Annotated in this window: 18 protein-coding genes and 1 pseudogene; 13 read left to right on the top strand and 6 right to left on the bottom strand. The window is 62.2% G+C overall.

Features of this window, described 5'->3' with window-relative positions:
* From RTX98_RS14505 to RTX98_RS14490, 4 genes and pseudogenes are all read right to left on the bottom strand, one after another.
* A pseudogene (locus tag RTX98_RS14505) lies at window positions 1-193 on the bottom strand (signal recognition particle-docking protein FtsY); the annotation flags it as partial.
* A 12-nt stretch (window positions 194-205) separates the two neighbouring features.
* Window positions 206-1,522 (bottom strand): tRNA (N(6)-L-threonylcarbamoyladenosine(37)-C(2))-methylthiotransferase MtaB, encoded by a 1,317-nt coding sequence (gene mtaB, locus RTX98_RS14500; RefSeq protein WP_312797476.1) that lies wholly within the window; start codon window positions 1,520-1,522, stop codon window positions 206-208.
* Entirely contained in the window at window positions 1,522-2,424 is a 903-nt protein-coding gene (gene dapF, locus RTX98_RS14495) for a diaminopimelate epimerase (RefSeq protein WP_312797474.1), read from the bottom strand. The genes mtaB and dapF overlap by 1 nt, the downstream gene beginning before the upstream one ends.
* 85 nt (window positions 2,425-2,509) lie before the next feature.
* Window positions 2,510-3,499: an MBL fold metallo-hydrolase gene (locus RTX98_RS14490; protein WP_312797472.1), complete on the bottom strand. Its 990-nt coding sequence runs from the start codon at window positions 3,497-3,499 to the stop codon at window positions 2,510-2,512.
* A 26-nt stretch (window positions 3,500-3,525) separates the two neighbouring features.
* On the opposite strand from RTX98_RS14490, the gene RTX98_RS14485 reads away from it, so the two are divergent.
* The 13 genes from RTX98_RS14485 (at window position 3,526) to RTX98_RS14425 (ending at window position 18,137) form a co-directional block, all read left to right on the top strand.
* Window positions 3,526-4,044 (top strand): AprI/Inh family metalloprotease inhibitor, encoded by a 519-nt coding sequence (locus RTX98_RS14485; RefSeq protein WP_312797470.1) that lies wholly within the window; start codon window positions 3,526-3,528, stop codon window positions 4,042-4,044.
* Window positions 4,045-4,062: 18 nt separating this feature from the next.
* Window positions 4,063-5,244 (top strand): cell division protein ZapE, encoded by a 1,182-nt coding sequence (gene zapE, locus RTX98_RS14480; protein WP_312797468.1) that lies wholly within the window; start codon window positions 4,063-4,065, stop codon window positions 5,242-5,244.
* Window positions 5,241-6,098, top strand: coding sequence for an ADP-ribosylglycohydrolase family protein (locus RTX98_RS14475; protein WP_312797467.1), 858 nt, complete (start codon window positions 5,241-5,243; stop codon window positions 6,096-6,098). Before zapE ends, RTX98_RS14475 begins: the two co-directional genes overlap by 4 nt.
* 194 nt (window positions 6,099-6,292) lie before the next feature.
* The gene (gene mdh / locus RTX98_RS14470; protein ID WP_189504988.1) at window positions 6,293-7,255 is read left to right on the top strand and encodes a malate dehydrogenase; all 963 of its coding nucleotides are present in this window, start codon (window positions 6,293-6,295) and stop codon (window positions 7,253-7,255) included.
* Window positions 7,256-7,285: 30 nt separating this feature from the next.
* Entirely contained in the window at window positions 7,286-8,479 is a 1,194-nt protein-coding gene (sucC, locus tag RTX98_RS14465) for an ADP-forming succinate--CoA ligase subunit beta (RefSeq protein WP_312797466.1), read from the top strand.
* Between the two features lie 18 nt (window positions 8,480-8,497).
* Window positions 8,498-9,400 (top strand): succinate--CoA ligase subunit alpha, encoded by a 903-nt coding sequence (sucD, locus tag RTX98_RS14460; RefSeq protein WP_312797465.1) that lies wholly within the window; start codon window positions 8,498-8,500, stop codon window positions 9,398-9,400.
* A gap of 148 nt (window positions 9,401-9,548) precedes the next feature.
* On the top strand, window positions 9,549-12,548 hold the full coding sequence (locus RTX98_RS14455; RefSeq protein ID WP_312797464.1) for a 2-oxoglutarate dehydrogenase E1 component: 3,000 nt from the start codon (window positions 9,549-9,551) through the stop codon (window positions 12,546-12,548).
* 55 nt (window positions 12,549-12,603) lie between these two features.
* Complete coding sequence (odhB, locus tag RTX98_RS14450) at window positions 12,604-13,932, top strand: 2-oxoglutarate dehydrogenase complex dihydrolipoyllysine-residue succinyltransferase (protein ID WP_312797463.1); 1,329 nt, start codon at window positions 12,604-12,606, stop codon at window positions 13,930-13,932.
* Between the two features lie 16 nt (window positions 13,933-13,948).
* Window positions 13,949-14,518 carry a hypothetical protein gene (locus RTX98_RS14445; protein ID WP_312797462.1) on the top strand — a complete coding sequence of 190 codons (570 nt, stop codon included), beginning with the start codon at window positions 13,949-13,951 and terminating at the stop codon, window positions 14,516-14,518.
* Window positions 14,519-14,530: 12 nt separating this feature from the next.
* Window positions 14,531-14,932 carry an MAPEG family protein gene (locus RTX98_RS14440; RefSeq protein ID WP_312797461.1) on the top strand — a complete coding sequence of 134 codons (402 nt, stop codon included), beginning with the start codon at window positions 14,531-14,533 and terminating at the stop codon, window positions 14,930-14,932.
* Window positions 14,933-14,976: 44 nt separating this feature from the next.
* The gene (gene lpdA / locus RTX98_RS14435) at window positions 14,977-16,386 is read left to right on the top strand and encodes a dihydrolipoyl dehydrogenase (protein WP_312797460.1); all 1,410 of its coding nucleotides are present in this window, start codon (window positions 14,977-14,979) and stop codon (window positions 16,384-16,386) included.
* Window positions 16,387-16,742: 356 nt separating this feature from the next.
* The gene (locus RTX98_RS14430) at window positions 16,743-17,777 is read left to right on the top strand and encodes an aspartate-semialdehyde dehydrogenase (RefSeq protein ID WP_312797459.1); all 1,035 of its coding nucleotides are present in this window, start codon (window positions 16,743-16,745) and stop codon (window positions 17,775-17,777) included.
* Window positions 17,778-18,008: 231 nt separating this feature from the next.
* Complete coding sequence (locus RTX98_RS14425) at window positions 18,009-18,137, top strand: hypothetical protein (RefSeq protein ID WP_312797458.1); 129 nt, start codon at window positions 18,009-18,011, stop codon at window positions 18,135-18,137.
* Between the two features lie 66 nt (window positions 18,138-18,203).
* Here RTX98_RS14425 and rpsP read toward each other — a convergent pair whose 3' ends face one another.
* The gene (gene rpsP, locus RTX98_RS14420; RefSeq protein WP_189505009.1) at window positions 18,204-18,620 is read right to left on the bottom strand and encodes a 30S ribosomal protein S16; all 417 of its coding nucleotides are present in this window, start codon (window positions 18,618-18,620) and stop codon (window positions 18,204-18,206) included.
* A gap of 43 nt (window positions 18,621-18,663) precedes the next feature.
* Window positions 18,664-19,035, bottom strand: a complete 372-nt coding sequence (locus RTX98_RS14415; RefSeq protein ID WP_312797457.1) for a chorismate mutase — start codon at window positions 19,033-19,035, stop codon at window positions 18,664-18,666.
* Between the last annotated feature and the right edge of the window lie 159 nt (window positions 19,036-19,194).

The following is a 19,194-nucleotide window of genomic DNA, read 5'->3' as shown; positions in this document are numbered from 1 at the left end:
GTTGTGGGGTCGGGATCTCGGGCTGAGCCGGTTGCGGCTGAGCGGGTTCAGGTTGAACGGGGATTTCCGGCGCGGATTCCGGCTGGGGTGCCGGCGCAGGGGCTGGCCGTCCGGGCTGCGGCGCGGGCGGTTGCTGCTGATCCTCGGGCTGGTTGCCGAAGGAAAAGATCTTCTTGATGAAACCAAGGGCCATAAGGGATTCCGCTCAGGCTGCGCGTGCACTGGACAAGGGGAGGGCGCTTGCGGCGACCGTCAGAAGGCGTTGGCCGTCATGGCCGGTGACGATGCGCTTGATGATCGTGCCGGGTTCGCCCGCATCGACCGCTGCCATCGTAAAGCTTGCCGTGCGACCGAGGCCGTCGCGCTCGACCAGCACGCTCTGCCGTGTGTTTGTGAGACTTTCGAGATGGGTCAGGTAGGCTTGGTCGCCCACGGCACGCAAACGTGCGGCGCGTTCCTTGATCAAACCCCGATCGAGCTGCGGCATGCGCGCGGCCGGCGTGCCTTCGCGCGGGCTGAAGGGGAAGACGTGGAGATGCGACAGACTGCAGTCTGCCACCAGCTTCAGCGTGTTCTCAAACATCGCTTCCGTTTCTGTCGGGAAGCCGGCGATGAGGTCGGCGCCGAACACGATGTCGGGACGCACCGCGCGGATATTGGCGCAGAAGCGGATGGAATCGTCGCGCAGATGGCGGCGCTTCATGCGCTTCAGGATCATGTCGTCACCGGCCTGCAAGGACAAATGCAGATGCGGCATCAAGCGCGGTTCGTCGCCGATCAGTGTAATGAGTTCGGGATCGGCTTCCACGGAATCGATGGAAGACAGGCGCAAGCGCGGCAGATCCGGCACTTGGGAGAGGATCGCGCGCACGAGGCGGCCGAGTTTTGGCGCACCCGGCAGATCGGCGCCCCAGCTGGTGAGATCGACGCCCGACAGCACGACTTCGGCATAGCCGTTGCCGGTCAGGCGCTTCACCTGTTCCACCACGGCGCCCATCGGCACGGAGCGCGAATTGCCTCGTCCGTAGGGGATGATGCAGAAGGTACAGCGATGGTCGCAGCCGTTCTGGACCTGCACGATGGCGCGGGCGCGGCCTTCGATGGCATCCACCAGATGGCCGGCGGTTTCGCTGATGCTCATGATGTCGTTGACGCGCACCTTTTCGGTGTCGTTGACGCCGAAGTCGGGCAGCGCACGATACGAGTGCGCCTTCAGCTTGTCTTCGTTGCCGAGAACAAGGTCGACTTCCGCCATGTCGCCGAAGCTGGCCGGCTCGGTCTGGGCCGCGCAGCCGGTGACGATGATGCGGGCATCCGGATTTTCGCGCCTGGTCTTGCGGATCGCCTGCTTGGCCTGGCGCACGGCTTCGGCGGTGACGGCACAGGTGTTGAACACAACCGCGCCGCCCTTCAACGCATCGAGGCCGGCCGCACTGGCTTCACGGCGCATGACCTCGGATTCGTAGGTGTTCATGCGGCAGCCGAAGGTGACGATCTCCAAACCGCTTTTTGGCTCCTGCATCAGGCTGCGCTCCCCAAATCACGCTGCCAGTTGCCCGTTTCCGGATCGAAACTGCCGGAAAACTCCCACTCCGCCGGGCCGGTCATGACGACATGGTCATCCTCGCGCCATTCGATGTGGAGCTGACCGCCGGCCGGGACAGTTACGGTGACCGAACGTTCGGTTCGACGCGTACGGGCTGCGGAAACGGCGGCGGCACAGGCAGCGGATCCGCAGGCACCGGTGAGACCTGCGCCGCGTTCCCAGGTGCGGATGATCATGGCGTCAGGCGCGGTGACCTGCGCGATGGTGATGTTGGCGCGCTCGGGGAAGATCGGGTGGTTTTCCAGCAGCGGGCCGAACTTGTCCAATTCGTAGGACCAGACATCCCCATCGACCCAGAAGATCGCGTGCGGATTGCCCATGGACGCGACGGAGGGCGAATGCAGTACGGGGGCGTCGATCGGGCCGACCTGCAGCTCGATCATGCGGGTGTCGCGAAACTCTTCGGCCAGCGGAATGTCCTGCCAGTTGAAGCGCGGCACGCCCATGTCGACGGAGATCAAGCCGTCCGCATGTTGCTCGGCATTGAGGATGCCGGCCACCGTTTCGAAGGTGAAGCGGGTGCGGCCAGTGTCGGCATTGAGCGCCTGGACCACGCAGCGCGTGCCGTTGCCGCAAGCCTGCGCCATCGACCCGTCGGCGTTCAGGATGGCGATGTAGTTATCCGTGCCATCAAGACGCGGATCGTAAATCACCATGATCTGATCGAAGTGGGTCGCGTGATCGGCGGCGAGCGCGATGGCTGCTGCCGAGGTCACCTTGTCCGCACGACCGCGCATGTCGGCGACGATGATGTCGTTGCCGAGGCCATTCATCTTGGCGAAAGGGGCCATCTTGGCGAAAGGGGCGGCTGAAGCCATAATTTGCGGTCCTTGTCGGCCGCTATATGGCGGAAAGCGGCCGGAATTACCAGCATGCAGGCAGGGTCAGCCTCGCGGCAGAAGCTCAGGGAACGTCCCAGACCTGACCGGGGCGCAGCGCCTGAAAGCGCTCGGCTTCGATACCTGCGGTCTGGAGCGCGGTGGCAAGATCGTTTGCCGGCGCGTCCACCGCTTCGTTGGTGAGCTGGAACGTGCCCCAGTGATAACCGCCAGCCAGTGGCGCCTGGAGGATCTTGAAGGCTTCCACGGCTTCCGCGGGGTTCTGGTGGTGCCCTTCCATGAACCAGCGCGGCTCATAAGCGCCGATCGGCAGGAGGGCGAAACGCAGGATGGGATGGCGCTCGGCCGTGGCGCGGAAATTGCTGCCGTTATGGAAGCCGGTATCGCCGGCGAAGTAAATCTCGCTGCCGGGGGTCTCAATCACGAAGGCTGCCCACAGAGCCATGCGGCGGTCGCGCGTCCAGCGTGCCGACCAGTGATGCGCCGGCTCGAAATGGATCGTGACACCGTTGCGCAGCGGCACACTGTCCAGCCAATCGCCTGTTTTCACACGCGCCTTCGCCACCTTTGCGTGAATGACATGATCGTTGCCGAGCGGCGTGATGATCAGCGGATCGTGGATGTCTACCAGCTGCTTGATCGCCGCGATGTCCAGATGGTCATAATGATTGTGGCTGAGCAACACGGCGTCGATCGGGGGCAGATCCTCGAAACGGATGCCGGGCTCGTTGACGCGGGTTGGACCCATGAAGCTGAATGGCGACACGCGCTTGGCAAAAACCGGATCGGTCAGCAGGTTGAGACCGGCGGTCTGAATCAGGATCGAGGCGTGGCCGATCATGGTGATCCGCAAGGCATCGCCGTCCACCCGTGTCTCGGGCTTCGCCTGGGGGAAGGGGCTCGGCCAAGTTTTCGGCCATGCCGCGCGCTTTTCGCCGCGCATCCAGCGATATAGATCGCGAAAACCGCCGGGAAGCTTGTCGCTGTCTGGATTGAAAAAGAGCGCGCCATCGAAGTGATCGCTGCGCGCGCCGGAATAATAGCGATTGGTCATGGCTGCGAGATAAGCGGGATTGGCTGATGTTCAACCGCATGCGATGCAGGGATGACACACCTGTCACCTCACAAACAGGCTGTCAGAGCGAGCGCATTTCCCGCGTCGATACGCGTCCGACCCCACTTCCCGCAGCCCCTGCCGGCAATGTGACGGCTTCGCAGCTGCCGCCTCCGGCGCCGACCAGCTTCCCCGAGACCCCGCCGCCGGCACCGAACACGCAGGTTGCGGCGATCGATCCGAATGCGGGGGCAGCACCTTCGGCGCCTGTGACCGAGGGTGGCGTTGCCGGCGTTTGGAACGTGTCCGTCGGCGGGCAGAGCTGCCGCGTCGCCACGCCGCGCACCAAGTTCGGCCAGGGTTACCGCGCTGCCCCGCTGCGCTGTCCGGCTCCGCTCGATGGCGTGAAGTCGTGGGCCGTGCAGGGCAACCAGATGATCCTGTATAATGATAGCGGCTCGCAGGTTGCTTCGCTGTCGTCTTCCGGGCCAGAGAAGTTCAACGGCACGACCTCCAGCGGTTCGCCCGTCAGCCTGACCCGCTGATCGCCGCCCGATCCGAGCATGTCACCTTTGCCTGAGCCGACGGCTGCCGGCGCGCTGCGCAGCCGTTACGATCGTCTTGCGGCAGAGGGCGCGATCCATCCGGATCCGCATCAGCTTAAGGTGGTGGCCGCGCTCGACCGCCTCCTTTCCGACCTGCAAGCCCGGCCGCTGGACAGCAGACCGGGCTTTTTTGCGCGTCTGTTCGGCGGAAAGGGCAATCGCGACGACGCCAGCCAGCGCGGGCTTTATGTTTATGGCAGCGTCGGGCGTGGCAAGACCATGCTCATGGACCTGTTCCTGGAAGCAGCACCGGTTGAAAAGAAGCGGCGCGCCCATTTCAACGACTTCATGGCCGATGTGCATGATCGCATTGGTCGCCATCGCGCGGCGGTAAAGGCCGGCACGGCATCGGGCGATGATCCGATCCCGCCGGTTGCCAAGGACCTCGCCGAACAAGCCAAGCTCTTATGCTTCGACGAGTTCAGCGTGACCGACATTGCCGATGCGATGATCCTGTCGAGGCTGTTCACCGCGCTGTTTGCCGAGGGAGTCGTGCTGGTCGCGACCTCCAACGTGGCGCCGGACGATCTGTACCGCGAAGGTTTGAACCGGCAGCTGTTCCTGCCTTTCATCGGCCTGCTAAAGCGGCATGTCGAGGTGCTCGACATCGGCGGCACGCAGGACCATCGCATGGCCAAGCTCGACCGTTTGCCGGTGTATCTGACCCCGCTTAGCGCCGAAGCGAACGCCCAGATGGACGAGGCATGGAAGGCTGCAACGGAAGGGCAGCGCTCCATGCGCGCTCAAGTCGAGGTCAAGGGTCGCACGATCCCGGTTCCCCAGGCAGCGGGGGAGGCGGCGCGCTTTGCTTTTGGCGATCTCTGCTCGCAACCGCTTGCCGCCCGCGATTACCTCGCCATCGTCGAGCGCTATCCGACGATCTTCATCGACGGCATTCCGATCTTGGACGCCACGCAACGCAACGAGGCGAAGCGGCTGATCCTGCTGGTGGACGTGCTTTACGACCGGCATGCCACGCTGGTGGTGACGGCAGCGGCCGAGCCGGACGATCTGTTCAAGGGCCGACCGGGTTCGACCGAGGCGTTCGAGTTTGTTCGCACGGCGTCACGCTTGAACGAAATGCGCAGCGCGGAATGGCGCGCCGCGCAGGATGCCGACAGCGAGGAACAGCCGGCGTGAGCAATGAAGCCGCCAGGGATCGCGCGTTCGGTGCGTTGATCGGGCTGGCGATGGGCGATGCGGTGGGAACGACCGTGGAGTTCCAGGCGCGCGATACGTTTGCGCCGCTGACGGACATGGTCGGCGGCGGACCTTTCAAACTGACGCCTGGGGAATGGACGGATGACACCTCCATGGCCCTCTGTCTGGCCGATACGCTGATTGCTCATCAGGGACGCGTCGATCCTCGGCATCTCCTTTCCGGTTTCGTGAACTGGTGGCAGCATGGCTGGAACTCGGTTACTGGCACCTGCTTCGACATCGGCACTGCGACGACGCAGGCGCTGTCCAGTTTTCTGCGCGATGGTACGCTGATCAACAATGCCGATCCGCAGATGCAGGCCAATGGCTCGATCATGCGGCTGGCACCGGTCGTCCTTTGCGCACGAAGCGAGCAGGAAGCGGTCGAGCTCGCGCTGGCGCAAGGGCAGGTGACGCATGCAGCGCCCGTGCCGCAAGCGTGTTGCGAAGAGCTTGCCCGCTTGTTGTGGGGGCTTGCGGAAACGGGCGATGAACCCGCTGCGTTCGAAGAAGCGCGGCGGATTGAGCGCAACGCCATCATCAGCAGCGGTCACGCGCCGGCCACATTGCAGGCCGCAATCTGGAGCGTGGCCACGACCAGCAACCCACGCGATGCGATTTTGGCTGCTGCCAATCTCGGCGATGATGCCGATACGGTGGCGGCGGTTGCCGGGCAGATTGCGGGCGCCAGATATGGGCTGGCGGCGCTCGATCGGCAGTGGCTGCAGCGGCTCGCGTGGCGTGACGACATCCTGCAGCGCGGCGAGGATCTTTGGGCGCTACGCTCCAGATGATCGTGCCCTAGAAAGCGCGTTGACGTTTACGTAAATGCCGATTGATCTAAACGATTGAAGTTGCTTGTGTGACAAGAATCGTTTGAGTTTTTTGCCATTGAGGTCTATTGGCTGCGCGGATTGTCGCGGGCTGTCATCATCTGGTCGCCCGTCTATGACTTGATCGTAGCGACGCACACGGGAGAGCCTCAAGTATGGCACGCAACAAGATCGCGCTTATCGGTTCGGGAATGATCGGCGGCACGCTCGCCCACCTGATCGGCCTCAAGGAATTGGGTGATGTCACGCTGTTCGACATTGCCGAAGGCACGCCGCAGGGCAAGGGCCTCGACATTGCGCAGTCTTCCCCGGTTGACGGCTTCGACGCAAACTTCACGGGCGCCAATGATTATTCCGCGATCGAAGGCGCCGATGTCTGCATCGTGACCGCCGGCGTGCCGCGCAAGCCCGGCATGAGCCGCGACGACCTGCTCGGCATCAACCTCAAGGTCATGGAACAGGTTGGCGCGGGCCTCAAGAAGTATGCCCCGAACGCCTTCGTGATCTGCATCACCAACCCGCTCGACGCGATGGTCTGGGCGCTGCAGAAGTTCTCCGGCCTGCCCAAGACCCATGTGGTCGGCATGGCCGGCGTGCTGGACTCGGCGCGTTTCCGCTATTTCCTCGCCGAAGAGTTCAAGGTCTCGGTTGAAGACGTCACCGCCTTCGTGCTCGGCGGCCATGGCGACACGATGGTGCCTCTGACGCGCTACTCCACCGTTGCCGGCATTCCGCTGCCGGATCTCGTCAACATGGGCTGGACCAGCCAGGAGAAGCTCGACCAGATCGTTCAGCGCACCCGTGACGGCGGCGCCGAGATCGTCGGCCTCCTGAAGACCGGCTCGGCCTATTACGCGCCGGCTTCCGCTGCCGTTTCGATGGCGGAAAGCTATCTCAAGGACAAGAAGCGCGTTCTGCCCTGCGCAGCCCATCTTTCGGGCCAGTATGGCCTGTCCGACATGTATGTCGGCGTGCCGACCGTGATCGGTGCCGGCGGTGTCGAGCGCGTGATCGAGATCGACCTCAACAAGACCGAACAAGCGATGTTCGACAAGTCGGTGGCATCGGTGCAGGGTCTTTGCGAAGCCTGCATCAACATCGCGCCGAACCTCAAGTAAGTCGTTCCCGAGCCTTAAAGGACGGATCCCATGAATATCCATGAATATCAGGCCAAGGCGCTGCTCAAGACGTTTGGCGCGCCAGTCGCCGAAGGCGTGCCGATCTTCTCGGCCGACGAGGCTGAAGCCGCTGCCAAGCAGCTGCCCGGCCCGCTTTATGTTGTGAAGAGCCAGATCCATGCTGGCGGTCGCGGCAAGGGCAAGTTCACCGAACTCGGTGCCGACTCGAAAGGCGGCGTGCGCTTGGCCAAGTCGATCGAAGAAGTGGTCGCGCATGCCAAGGAAATGCTCGGCAACACGCTGGTCACCAAGCAGACCGGTGAAGCCGGCAAGCAGGTCAATCGCCTTTACATCGAAGACGGCGCCGACATCGACCGCGAACTTTATTTGTCGATCCTGATCGACCGCACGGTTGGTCGTCCGGCTTTCGTCGTGTCCACCGAAGGCGGCATGGACATCGAGGCTGTGGCGCATGACACGCCGGAAAAGATCATCACCGTTGCGGTTGATCCGGAAACCGGCCTGACGCAGTCGGATCTCGACACGCTGACCTCGTCGCTGAAGCTCGAAGGCGAAGCCAAGACCGACGGCGAGAAGCTGTTCCCGATCCTCTACAAGGCTTTCGTCGAGACCGACATGAGCCTGCTCGAGGTCAACCCGCTGATCGTCATGACCGACGGCCGCCTTCGCGTGCTGGACGCCAAGGTGTCGTTCGACGGCAATGCGATGTTCCGTCACGACGACATCCGGCAGCTGCGCGACGAGACCGAAGAAGACGCCAAGGAAATCGAGGCCTCCAAGTGGGACCTCGCTTATGTCGCGCTCGACGGCAATATCGGCTGCATGGTCAACGGTGCCGGTCTCGCCATGGCGACGATGGACATCATCAAGCTCTACGGCAAGGAGCCGGCGAACTTCTGTGACGTCGGTGGTGGCGCCGGCAAGGAAAAGGTTGCCGCAGCCTTCAAGATCATCACGGCCGACCCGAAGGTCGAGGGCATCCTCGTCAACATCTTCGGCGGCATCATGAAGTGCGACGTCATCGCCGAAGGCGTTGTCGCTGCGGTTCAGGAAGTCGGCCTCAAGGTTCCGCTGGTGGTTCGCCTCGAAGGCACCAATGTGGATCTCGGCAAGAAGATCCTGAACGAGTCCGGTCTGGCCATCACGGCTGCTGACGACCTGGACGACGCCGCCAAGAAGATCGTCGCGGCGATCCAGGCCTAAGCGCAAGGACCGAAAATCATGTCTATCCTTATCGACAAGAACACCAAGGTCCTCGTTCAGGGCCTGACTGGCAAGACCGGCACCTTCCACACCGAACAGGCGCTTGCCTACCATGGCACGCAGATGGTCGGCGGCATTCATCCGAAGAAGGGTGGCGAGAACTGGACCGGCGCCAAGGGCGAGACGCTCCCGATCTTCGCATCCGTTTCGGACGGCAAAGAGCAGACCGGCGCGACCGCATCCGTGGTTTACGTTCCGCCGGCAGGTGCTGCAGCCGCCATCATCGAGGCGATCGAGGCCGAGATGGAACTGATCGTCTGCATCACCGAAGGCATTCCGGTGATGGACATGGTGAAGGTCAAGGCTCGGCTGGAGAAGTCCAAGTCGCGCCTGATCGGTCCGAACTGCCCGGGTCTGGTTACGCCGGACGAGTGCAAGATCGGCATCATGCCGGGCTCGATCTTCCGCAAGGGCTCGGTGGGCGTTGTTTCGCGCTCGGGAACCCTTACCTATGAAGCGGTGTTCCAGACCTCGAATGCCGGCCTTGGCCAGACCACAGCTGTGGGTATCGGCGGCGATCCGGTGAAGGGTACCGAATTCATTGACGTCCTGGAAATGTTCCTGGCCGATGATGAAACCAAGTCGATCATCATGATCGGTGAGATCGGCGGTTCGGCCGAAGAAGACGCGGCGCAGTTCCTGCGCGACGAAGCCAAGCGCGGCCGTTCAAAGCCGATGGCAGGCTTTATCGCCGGTCGTACCGCTCCTGCCGGACGCACCATGGGCCATGCCGGCGCCGTGATTTCGGGCGGCAAGGGTGGCGCCGAAGACAAGATCGCAGCGATGGAAGCTGCGGGCATCCGGGTTTCGCCTTCGCCGGCACGGCTGGGCACGACGCTGGTTGAAGCACTGAAGGGCTGAGCGGCCCTTCAGTTCAGAGTTCCCCCGGCGGCTGGGCACCGCCGGGTTTAAGCGGGGCGGGAGCGCGGACGGGCTGGCCGTCCACGACATGAGCGGCGGATCACGCTGCCGAAGAAACAGGAGAGCGGACGGATAGTCCGCGACGATCATGGCGCGCAACGACCAAGCCAATGACCAATTTGCCGGAACCTCGTTCCTGTATGGCGGCAATGCCGACTACATCGAAGCGCTTTATGCGCGCTACCAGGAGGACCAGCAGTCGGTTTCTCCGGAATGGCGGCAGTTCTTCAGCGAGCTGAAGGACGAAGCCGGCGACGTCAAGAAGAATGCCGAAGGTGCATCCTGGACGAAGCCGAACTGGCCGCTCGTTGCCAATGGCGAACTCGTGTCCGCCCTCGACGGCAACTGGGGCACGGTTGAAAAGCACATCGAAAAGAAGTTGAAGGGCAAGATCGGCGAAGCCGCTGCTGCTCCTTCTGCCGATGCGCCCGCTGTTGCGCCGCAATCCGATAAGGATGTGTTGCAGGCAACGCGCGATTCCGTTCGCGCGATCATGATGATCCGCGCGTTCCGCATGCGTGGGCATCTGCATGCCAAGCTCGATCCGCTGGGCATCGCCTCGAAGATCGAGGATTACAACGAGCTCTCGCCCGAGAATTACGGCTTCACCGAAGCCGATTATGATCGTCCGATCTTTATCGACAACGTGCTGGGGCTGGAATACGCCACCATCCGGCAGATGCTCGAAATTCTCGAGCGGACCTATTGCTCGACCATCGGGGTCGAGTTCATGCATATCTCGAACCCCGAGGAAAAGGCCTGGATCCAGGAACGGATCGAAGGCGAGCACAAGGGTGTCGAGTTCACGCCCAACGGCAAGAAGGCGATCCTGCAGAAGCTGGTCGAGGCCGAGGGCTTCGAGCAGTTCATCGACGTCAAGTACAAGGGCACCAAGCGTTTCGGTCTCGATGGCGGCGAAGCGCTGATCCCGGCGCTGGAGCAGATCATCAAGCGCGGCGGTCAGCTCGGCTTGAAGGAAGTCGTGCTCGGCATGGCCCATCGCGGTCGCTTGAACGTGTTGACCAATGTCATGGCGAAGCCGCATCGCGCCGTTTTCCACGAATTCAAGGGCGGCTCCTATGCCCCTGATGATGTGGAAGGCTCGGGCGACGTGAAGTACCATCTGGGTGCCTCATCCGACCGCGAATTCGACGGTAACAAGGTTCACCTGTCGCTGACCGCCAACCCGTCGCATCTGGAAATCGTCAATCCGGTGGTGATGGGCAAGGCTCGCGCCAAGCAGGACATCCTGTTCGGCCGCACCCGTGAAGAGGGCGTTCCGCCGGAAGAGCGTTCCAAGGTCCTGCCGCTGCTGCTGCATGGTGATGCGGCGTTTGCCGGCCAAGGCGTTGTGGCTGAAATCCTCGGCCTGTCCGGTCTGCGCGGCCACCGCGTTGGCGGCACGGTGCATTTCATCATCAACAACCAGATCGGCTTCACCACCAATCCGCGCTTCTCGCGCTCTTCGCCTTATCCGTCGGATACGGCCAAGATGATCGAGGCGCCGATCTTCCATGTGAATGGCGACGATCCGGAAGCGGTGACCTACGCCACCAAGATCGCGATCGAATATCGCATGAAGTTCCACAAGCCGGTGGTTGTGGACATGTTCTGTTATCGTCGCTTTGGCCACAACGAGGGCGACGAGCCGGCGTTCACGCAGCCGCAGATGTACAAGACCATCCGCGGTCATCGCACGGTTGTTCAGCTTTACGGCGACAAGCTGGTTGAAGAAGGCCTGATGACGGCTGAAGAGCTCGACCAGATGAAGGCCGATTGGCGCGCCCATCTCGAAGTCGAATTCGAAAGCGGCCAGCAATACAAGCCGAACAAGGCCGACTGGCTGGATGGCGCTTGGAGTGGTTTCCGCTCGGCCGACAATCAGGACGAGCAGCGACGCGGCAAGACCGCCGTTCCGGTCAAGACCCTGAAGGACATCGGCAAGAAGCTGACCGAAGTCCCGAAGGACTTCGAGGCGCACAAGACGATCGGCCGTTTCCTCGAAAATCGCCGCAAGATGATCGATACGGGCGAAGGGATTGACTGGTCGACGGCCGAAGCGCTTGCTTTCGGTTCAATCGTGCTGGACGGCAACCCGATCCGTTTGTCGGGTCAGGATTCCGAGCGCGGCACCTTCTCGCAGCGCCATTCGGTGCTCTACGACCAGCGCGACGAAACCCGCTACGTACCGCTGAACAATCTCGGTGCGGCTCAGGCCAATTACGAAGTCATCAATTCGATGCTTTCGGAAGAAGCCGTGCTCGGCTTCGAATATGGCTACAGCCTTGCCGAGCCGCGTGCGCTGACCTTGTGGGAAGCCCAGTTCGGCGACTTCGCCAATGGCGCGCAGGTCGTGTTCGACCAATTCATCTCGTCTGGTGAGCGCAAGTGGCTGCGCATGTCGGGCCTCGTCTGCCTTCTGCCGCATGGCTATGAAGGCCAGGGTCCGGAGCATTCGTCGGCCCGTCTCGAACGCTACCTTCAGCTTTGCGCCGAAGACAATATGCAGGTCGCGTATTGCTCGACGCCGGCAAACTACTTCCACATTCTGCGCCGGCAGCTGAAGCGCGACTTCCGCAAGCCGCTGATCCTGATGACGCCGAAGTCGCTGCTGCGCCACAAGCGCGCCGTGTCGACGCTCGCCGATCTGTCGGGCGAAAGCTCGTTCCACCGTCTGCTTTGGGACGATGCGAGCGGCCAGCTGCAGAAGGATTCCAAGATCCGTCGCGTCGTGCTTTGCTCGGGCAAGGTCTATTACGACCTCCTGGAAGAGCGCGAAAAGCGCGGCATCGACGACATCTATCTTCTGCGCGTCGAACAGCTTTATCCGTTCCCGGCCAAGGCGCTGATCAACGAGCTGTCGCGCTTCCGCAATGCGGAGATGGTGTGGTGCCAGGAAGAGCCCAAGAATATGGGCGCCTGGTCCTTCATCGACCCATATCTGGAATGGGTGCTGGCCCATATCGACGCCAAGCATCAGCGCGTGCGGTATACCGGCCGTCCGGCCGCCGCATCGCCGGCAACCGGTCTGATGTCGAAACATCTCGCACAGTTGCAAGCCTTCCTGGAGGACGCGCTCGGCGAATAAGCGGGCGCATCTTTCGATCCGATAATTAAGCTCCACAGGACACCGGTTTAAAACAATGGCTAACGAAATCCGCGTTCCGACGCTTGGCGAATCCGTTACCGAAGCCACGATCGGCAAGTGGTTCAAGAAGGTCGGCGATACGGTCGCGGCCGATGAAGCGCTGGTTGAACTGGAAACCGACAAGGTAACGATCGAAGTGCCCGCGCCCGCCGCCGGTACGCTGTCGGAAATCACCGCCGCCGAAGGTGAAACCGTCGGTGTTGGCGCGCTGCTCGGCCAGATCGGCGCTGCCGGTGCTGGTGCAGGCTCCGCGAAGCCGGCCGCCGCCGCTTCGGCTCCAGGCGGTGCCAAGCAGGCGGAAAATACGGCCGATTACGGCGGCCAGAAGTCGGAAGCGATTGCCTCGGCTTCGGGTGCGGGAAGCGCCTCCACAACAAAGGAAGCTGCGGAAAAGACCGCAGCGGTGACGGGCGAAGGAGAGATCACGCCGCGTGGCACGCAGCCGGCTCCGGCTGCCGCCAAGATGCTGTCCGAAAACAACCTGTCGGCCGATCAGGTCCAGGGTTCGGGCAAGCGCGGCCAGGTTTTGAAGGGTGACGTGATCGACGCCGTCGCCAAGGGCCCGCAGTCATCGGGCGCTTCGCAGGCTGCCGCGCCTGCTGCGCGTCCGTCGGGCAATGAAGACGCGCGCGAAGAGCGGGTCAAAATGACCCGCCTGCGCCAGACCATCGCCAAGCGTTTGAAGGACGCCCAGAACGCTGCCGCCATGCTCACCACCTTCAACGAGGTGGATATGAGCGCGGTGATGGCACTGCGCACCAAGTACAAGGACGTGTTCGAGAAGAAGCACGGCGTGAAGCTCGGCTTCATGGGCTTCTTCACCAAGGCTGTGACCCATGCCTTGAAGGAGATCCCGGCAGTCAACGCTGAGATCGACGGCACCGATCTCGTCTACAAGAATTATGCGCATGTCGGCATGGCCGTCGGCACCGACAAGGGCTTGGTTGTTCCGGTTATCCGCGACGCCGACCAGATGTCGATTGCCGAGATCGAGAAGGAACTCGGTCGTCTTGCCAAGGCAGCGCGCGACGGCCAGCTTTCGGTTGCTGACATGCAAGGCGGCACCTTCACCATCACCAATGGCGGTGTCTACGGTTCGCTGATGTCCACGCCGATCCTGAATGCGCCGCAGTCGGGCATTCTCGGCATGCACAAGATCCAGGAGCGCCCGATGGTCGTCGGCGGCCAGATCGTCATCCGCCCGATGATGTATCTCGCTTTGTCCTATGATCACCGCATCGTCGACGGCAAGGAAGCCGTGACCTTCCTGGTGCGCGTGAAGGACAGCCTGGAAGATCCGGAACGTCTGGTTCTCGATCTCTAAGACAAGGAGAGCCGCCTTGCTCAAGGGCGTTATCAACGCAGCAAGCGGCTCCCGTGGCACCTCGCGTGCTGCGCTTTCCGCCCTGATCGGCGGAGCCGCGCTTGTTGCGGCTCTGCTGGGTGCCTCAGGCGTCGGCGCGCAGGATCAAACGCCGCCGGATTATCGCGACGATCGCTCCACGGCCGAGTCCGTCGTCCAGAGCCTCTACAACGCCATCGAGCGGCAGGAATATCTGCGGGCCTGGAGCTATTTCCGCGAGGAACCCAGCCGGCCGAGCTATCAGGCTTTTGTCGCGGGATATGAGACCACCGCGCATGTGCGGCTTCGGTTGGGCAAGGGCACGAGCGAGGGCGCTGCCGGTTCGATCTATACGACCCTGCCTGCCGTAGTCGAGGCGACTGACAAGAGTGGCGGCAAGGCGGTGTTCGCCGGCTGCTATCTTCTGCGCCTCGTTCAGCCGGCCATGCAGGACACACCGCCCTTTATCCCGCTGGGGATCGTGAAGGGCGAGTTGAAGCCGACAAAGGCATCCTTCGCGGAAGCCGAAGGGTCGTGCGACGGCATCGAGCCCGGTGCGGCCAAATAAAGGAGCGGGATCATGGACACGAGCTTACCCACTGAACTGCTGGTGCTCGGCTGGAGCGTCGTGCTTCTGCTGGTTTATATCTTCGCGCACAGCCAGTCGGCCACGCGCGACAATGGGCTTGGCTACAATGCCAGCGCGCGCGACGAGCAGAAGCCGGTCTCGAAGCTGACTGGCCGTTTGGAACGCGCCAAGTGGAATTTCCTGGAAACTTACCCGGCCTTCGTGGCGCTGGCACTCGGCCTCGTGATTTCGGGTCAGGCGAGCCAGTGGGGCGAGATCGGCGCGATCCTCTGGTTCGTTGCCCGCATCATCTATCTGCCGCTTTATGCCTTCGGCATCCCTTACGTCCGCTCCCTTGTTTGGGCGGTGTCGCTGATCGGCATTCTCATCATGCTTGGCAGCTTTTTGGGCTAACGCCCTTTTTCATTCAAACCAGTTTATACGCAGGAACAGGACTCATGGCGGCTTTTGATGTTGTGGTAATCGGAACCGGTCCGGCGGGCTATGTTTGCGCGATCAAGGCCTCACAGCTCGGCTTGAACACGGCGGTGATCGAGAAGAACCCAAGCTTCGGCGGCACCTGCATCAATATCGGCTGCATTCCCTCCAAGGCGCTGCTGCATGCCTCCGAGATGTTTGCTGCCGTTGGCCACGACTTCGCCAAGCTCGGCATCAAGGTGCCGGCGCCCGAGCTCGATCTGCCGGCCATGCTGCAGCACAAGACCGAAACGGTCGCTTCCAACGTCAAGGGCCTCGAGTTCCTGATGAAGAAGAACAAGATCACCGTGTTCCGCGGCACCGGCAAGGTGCAGGGCGCCGGCAAGGTGCAGGTCACGGCGGAAGACGGTGCGACGCAGGATGTCGAAGCCAAGAACATCGTCATTGCCACCGGTTCCGAAGTCGCCGGCATTCCGGGCGTCGACGTGGCCTTCGACGAGCAGATCATCGTGTCGTCCACCGGCGCACTGTCCTTCGAGAAGGTGCCGGAAACGCTGGTCGTGGTCGGCGGCGGCGTCATCGGTCTGGAGCTGGGCTCGGTGTGGTCGCGGCTCGGCGCCAAGGTCACCGTGGTGGAATATCTCGACAACCTGCTTGGCGGCATGGATGGCGAGGTCGCAAAGCAGTTCCAGCGCGTGCTGGCGAAGCAGGGCATGGAGTTCAAGCTCGGCGCGCGGGTGACTGCGGTTGAAAAGGGTGGTGCCGGCGCGCGCGTGACCTTCTCGCCGGTCAAGGGTGGGGATGCTGAAGTCATCGAAGCCGAGCGCGTGCTGGTCGCTACCGGCCGCAAGCCGTTCCACGACAAGCTCGGCCTGACGGAAGCCGGTGTCGCCTTGGATGAGCGCGGCCGGGTGGCCGTCGACAATCATTACAAGACCAACATCGACGGTATCTACGCCATCGGCGACGTCATTGCCGGGCCGATGCTGGCGCACAAAGGTGAAGACGAGGGCGTCGCGGTTGCCGAGATCCTCGCCGGCCAGCACGGCCATGTGAACTACGACGTCATCCCGAGCGTGGTTTACACCAACCCGGAAGTAGCGTCCGTCGGCAAGACCGAGGAAGAGCTGAAGAAGGCGGGCGTCGAATACAAGGCGGGCAAGTTCCCGTTCTCGGCTAACGGCCGTGCCCGCGCCATGTTGCAGACCGAAGGCTTCGTGAAGGTTCTGGCGGACGCCAAGACCGACCGCGTGCTCGGCGTTCATATCCTCGGTTTCGGTGCCGGCGAGATGATCCACGAAGCAGCCGTGCTGATGGAGTTCGGCGGTTCGTCGGAAGACCTGGCGCGGACCTGCCATGCGCATCCGACGATGTCGGAAGCCGTGAAGGAAGCCGCGCTCGGCACCTTCTTCAAGACGATCCATTCTTGATGTTGGCCTGATCTGGGCCTGATACGGACCTCAGGCGCTTCTAAGCCCTTCGTGCAGATTGACTCTGCGCGAAGGAAGCGTAGAAGCAGCCTCGTTCCGGAGAACACCATGCGCAGCCTGACCACGGCTTTTCCTGCTTTCGCCTCCGCCGCCTTTGCGGCAGCCTGCGATTGCGCGCGCATTGCGCCTTCGAAAACTACGGCCAAAACGACCACGACCGCGAAAACGGTCTGATCCCTCTGGCCTGCTCACCCTCTCCCGGGTTCGGCCTGGGGGGAGCAGCCGAGGCGGGACCCGCATGATGGCCAGCGGGTTTTTTCCAAGGCGCGACAGCGGAGAGGAAGAGGAGAAGTTCCATGGGTTACAAGGTTGCGATCGTCGGTGCCACGGGCAATGTGGGCCGCGAAATGCTCAATATTCTGGAAGAACGCGGCTTCCCCATCAGCGAAGTCGTCGCGCTGGCGTCCCGCCGCAGCCAGGGCACCGATGTGTCCTTCGGTGACCGCACGCTGAAGGTGCAGGCGCTCGAGCGCTATGATTTTGCAGACACCGATATTTGCCTGATGTCGGCCGGCGGCAGCGTTTCCAAGGAATGGTCGCCCAAGATCGGCAAGCAGGGTTGCGTCGTGATCGATAATTCCTCGGCCTTTCGCTATGATCCGGACGTGCCGCTGATCGTGCCGGAAGTGAATGCCGATGCAGTTGCTGGCTTCGCCAAGAAGAACATCATCGCCAATCCGAATTGTTCGACGGCACAGATGCTGGTGGCGCTGAAGCCGCTGCATGATCATGCCACGATCAAGCGGGTCGTGGTGTCGACCTACCAGTCCGTTTCGGGCGCCGGCAAAGAAGGCATGGACGAGCTGTTCACGCAGACCCGCGCCGTGTTCGTCGCCGATCCGGTGGAGGCCAAGAAGTTCACCAAGCGCATCGCCTTCAACGTCATTCCCCATATCGACGTCTTCATGGAAGACGGCACGACCAAGGAAGAATGGAAGATGGTCGCCGAAACCAAGAAGATGCTCGATCCGAAGATCAAGGTGACCGCGACCTGCGTGCGCGTGCCGGTCTTCATCGGCCATTCCGAAGCGATCAACCTCGAATTCGAGAAGCCGATCTCGGCCGACGAAGCGCGCGAGATCCTGCGCGAGGCACCAGGCTGCCTCGTGATCGATAAGCATGAAGATGGCGGCTACATCACGCCGCTAGAATCGGCCGGCGAAGACGCCACCTATATCAGCCGCATCCGCGAAGACTCGACGCTCGACAACGGATTGAACATCTGGGTCGTGTCCGACAATCTGCGCAAGGGCGCCGCCCTGAACGCCGTGCAGATCGCCGAGCTGCTCGTTGAACGTGACCTGATCAAGCCGCGCCAGAAAGCGGCCTGACGGAGAAATTGCGGTGAGCCTGATCCACAATGAACGCTGGAAGCTCACCGCGACTTACTTGAACGGCGTTGCGATTGCGACCTTTGCAGTCGGGGTCTTGGCGCCAGCGATAACCTTCTTCGTCAATGGCAGCACCAACGGCTGGCGGCTGACTTTGATCTCATTGCCTTGCACGATCACGAGCATAGGCCTACATTGGTTGGCAAGAACCCTATTAGGAAGGCTCATGCCATGAGCGAACCCGACTTCTTCTGGGCGATGATGATTACGCCCGCGAGCGGACTTTTCATCGGCCTCGTCATCTTCATGTACGCAAAATATGAAGATCGGATCTGGAAGGGCAAGCAGCCGCCCTTTTGACCTTCTCCGAAGCACAAAAAAAGCGGGCCATGAGCCCGCTTTTTTATTGCCGATAAGGTGAAGCGCTTAGGAAGCGGCTTCTTCTTCGGCTGGTGCGTTGGCGGCTTCGGCCGCAGCTGCTTCGTCAGCGGCCTTCTTGGCGGCTGCGGCTTCTTCAGCCTGCTTGGCGGCGGCGAGACGCTCCTGGGCCTTCTTGCCGGGCAGACCCTTGGTCGGGTTGTTGCGGGTGTCGCGCTTGGCGAGGCCAGCCTGGTCGAGGAAGCGAACGACGCGATCGGTCGGCTGCGCGCCTTCCGACAGCCAATGCTGCAGGCGCTCTTCGTTGAGCTTCACGCGCTCGCCATCCTTGGGGAGCATCGGGTTCCAGGCGCCAACCTGCTCGATGAAGCGGCCGTCGCGGGGCGAACGGGCGTCGGCAACGACGATGTGGTAGTAAGGGCGCTTCTTGGAGCCAGCGCGGGCGAGACGGATCTTGAGGGACATTTTGTTACTCCTGGTGGTCTTGTTCTGTGTTGATGAAGGTCGGTCAGTCGTTTGAACGCTGAACCGAACCGGGATTAGCCAATTCGGGATTAGCTTGGGCGGAAGCCGCCGCCTCGTGATGGCGGATCACTTCCTTGACGATGAAGTTCAAGAACTTCTCCGCGAAATCCGGATTGAACTTCGCATCCTTCGCCAAGTCCCGCAGGCGAGCGATCTGTTCGCGCTCGCGGGTGGGATCGGCGGCAGGGAGTTTATGCTCGGCCTTGAGCAGTCCGACGCGCTCGGTTGCGCGGAACCGCTCGGCGAGCAGATAGATGATCGACGCGTCGAAGTTGTCGATCGACGTGCGCAGATCGCGCAGCAGCTCGCGGGCGCGGGCTACGTCATCACTTTCGGAAGCAATCTCGGCGCTCATCGATCCGGCCTTATTTCTTCTTCGGCAAACCGGGCAGGCCGGGCATGCGCATGCCGCCGCCGGGCAGACCGGGAAGTCCGCCACCTGGCAGGCCGGGCATACCTCCGAGGCCGCCCATCTTGCCGCCCGCGCCGAAGCCGGCCGCTTCGGCCTGCTTCT

Origin of the sequence: Tianweitania sp. (genome assembly GCF_032053605.1) — a bacterium.
Taxonomy (GTDB): Bacteria; Pseudomonadota; Alphaproteobacteria; order Rhizobiales; family Rhizobiaceae; genus Tianweitania.
This window is presented reverse-complemented; position numbering and strand designations above follow the sequence as displayed.

Bases quoted from the DNA above. Each gene is read 5' to 3' on its own strand.
- mtaB (WP_312797476.1), bottom strand. From the start codon at position 1,522: ATGCAGGAGCCAAAAAGCGGTTTGGAGATCGTCACCTTCGGCTGCCGC.
- dapF (WP_312797474.1), bottom strand. From the start codon at position 2,424: ATGGCTTCAGCCGCCCCTTTCGCCAAGATGGCCCCTTTCGCCAAGATG.
- RTX98_RS14490 (WP_312797472.1), bottom strand. From the start codon at position 3,499: ATGACCAATCGCTATTATTCCGGCGCGCGCAGCGATCACTTCGATGGC.
- RTX98_RS14485 (WP_312797470.1), top strand. From the start codon at position 3,526: ATGTTCAACCGCATGCGATGCAGGGATGACACACCTGTCACCTCACAA.
- zapE (WP_312797468.1), top strand. From the start codon at position 4,063: ATGTCACCTTTGCCTGAGCCGACGGCTGCCGGCGCGCTGCGCAGCCGT.
- mdh (WP_189504988.1), top strand. From the start codon at position 6,293: ATGGCACGCAACAAGATCGCGCTTATCGGTTCGGGAATGATCGGCGGC.
- sucC (WP_312797466.1), top strand. From the start codon at position 7,286: ATGAATATCCATGAATATCAGGCCAAGGCGCTGCTCAAGACGTTTGGC.
- sucD (WP_312797465.1), top strand. From the start codon at position 8,498: ATGTCTATCCTTATCGACAAGAACACCAAGGTCCTCGTTCAGGGCCTG.
- RTX98_RS14455 (WP_312797464.1), top strand. From the start codon at position 9,549: ATGGCGCGCAACGACCAAGCCAATGACCAATTTGCCGGAACCTCGTTC.
- odhB (WP_312797463.1), top strand. From the start codon at position 12,604: ATGGCTAACGAAATCCGCGTTCCGACGCTTGGCGAATCCGTTACCGAA.
- RTX98_RS14440 (WP_312797461.1), top strand. From the start codon at position 14,531: ATGGACACGAGCTTACCCACTGAACTGCTGGTGCTCGGCTGGAGCGTC.
- lpdA (WP_312797460.1), top strand. From the start codon at position 14,977: ATGGCGGCTTTTGATGTTGTGGTAATCGGAACCGGTCCGGCGGGCTAT.
- RTX98_RS14430 (WP_312797459.1), top strand. From the start codon at position 16,743: ATGGGTTACAAGGTTGCGATCGTCGGTGCCACGGGCAATGTGGGCCGC.
- RTX98_RS14425 (WP_312797458.1), top strand. From the start codon at position 18,009: ATGAGCGAACCCGACTTCTTCTGGGCGATGATGATTACGCCCGCGAGC.
- rpsP (WP_189505009.1), bottom strand. From the start codon at position 18,620: ATGTCCCTCAAGATCCGTCTCGCCCGCGCTGGCTCCAAGAAGCGCCCT.
- RTX98_RS14415 (WP_312797457.1), bottom strand. From the start codon at position 19,035: ATGAGCGCCGAGATTGCTTCCGAAAGTGATGACGTAGCCCGCGCCCGC.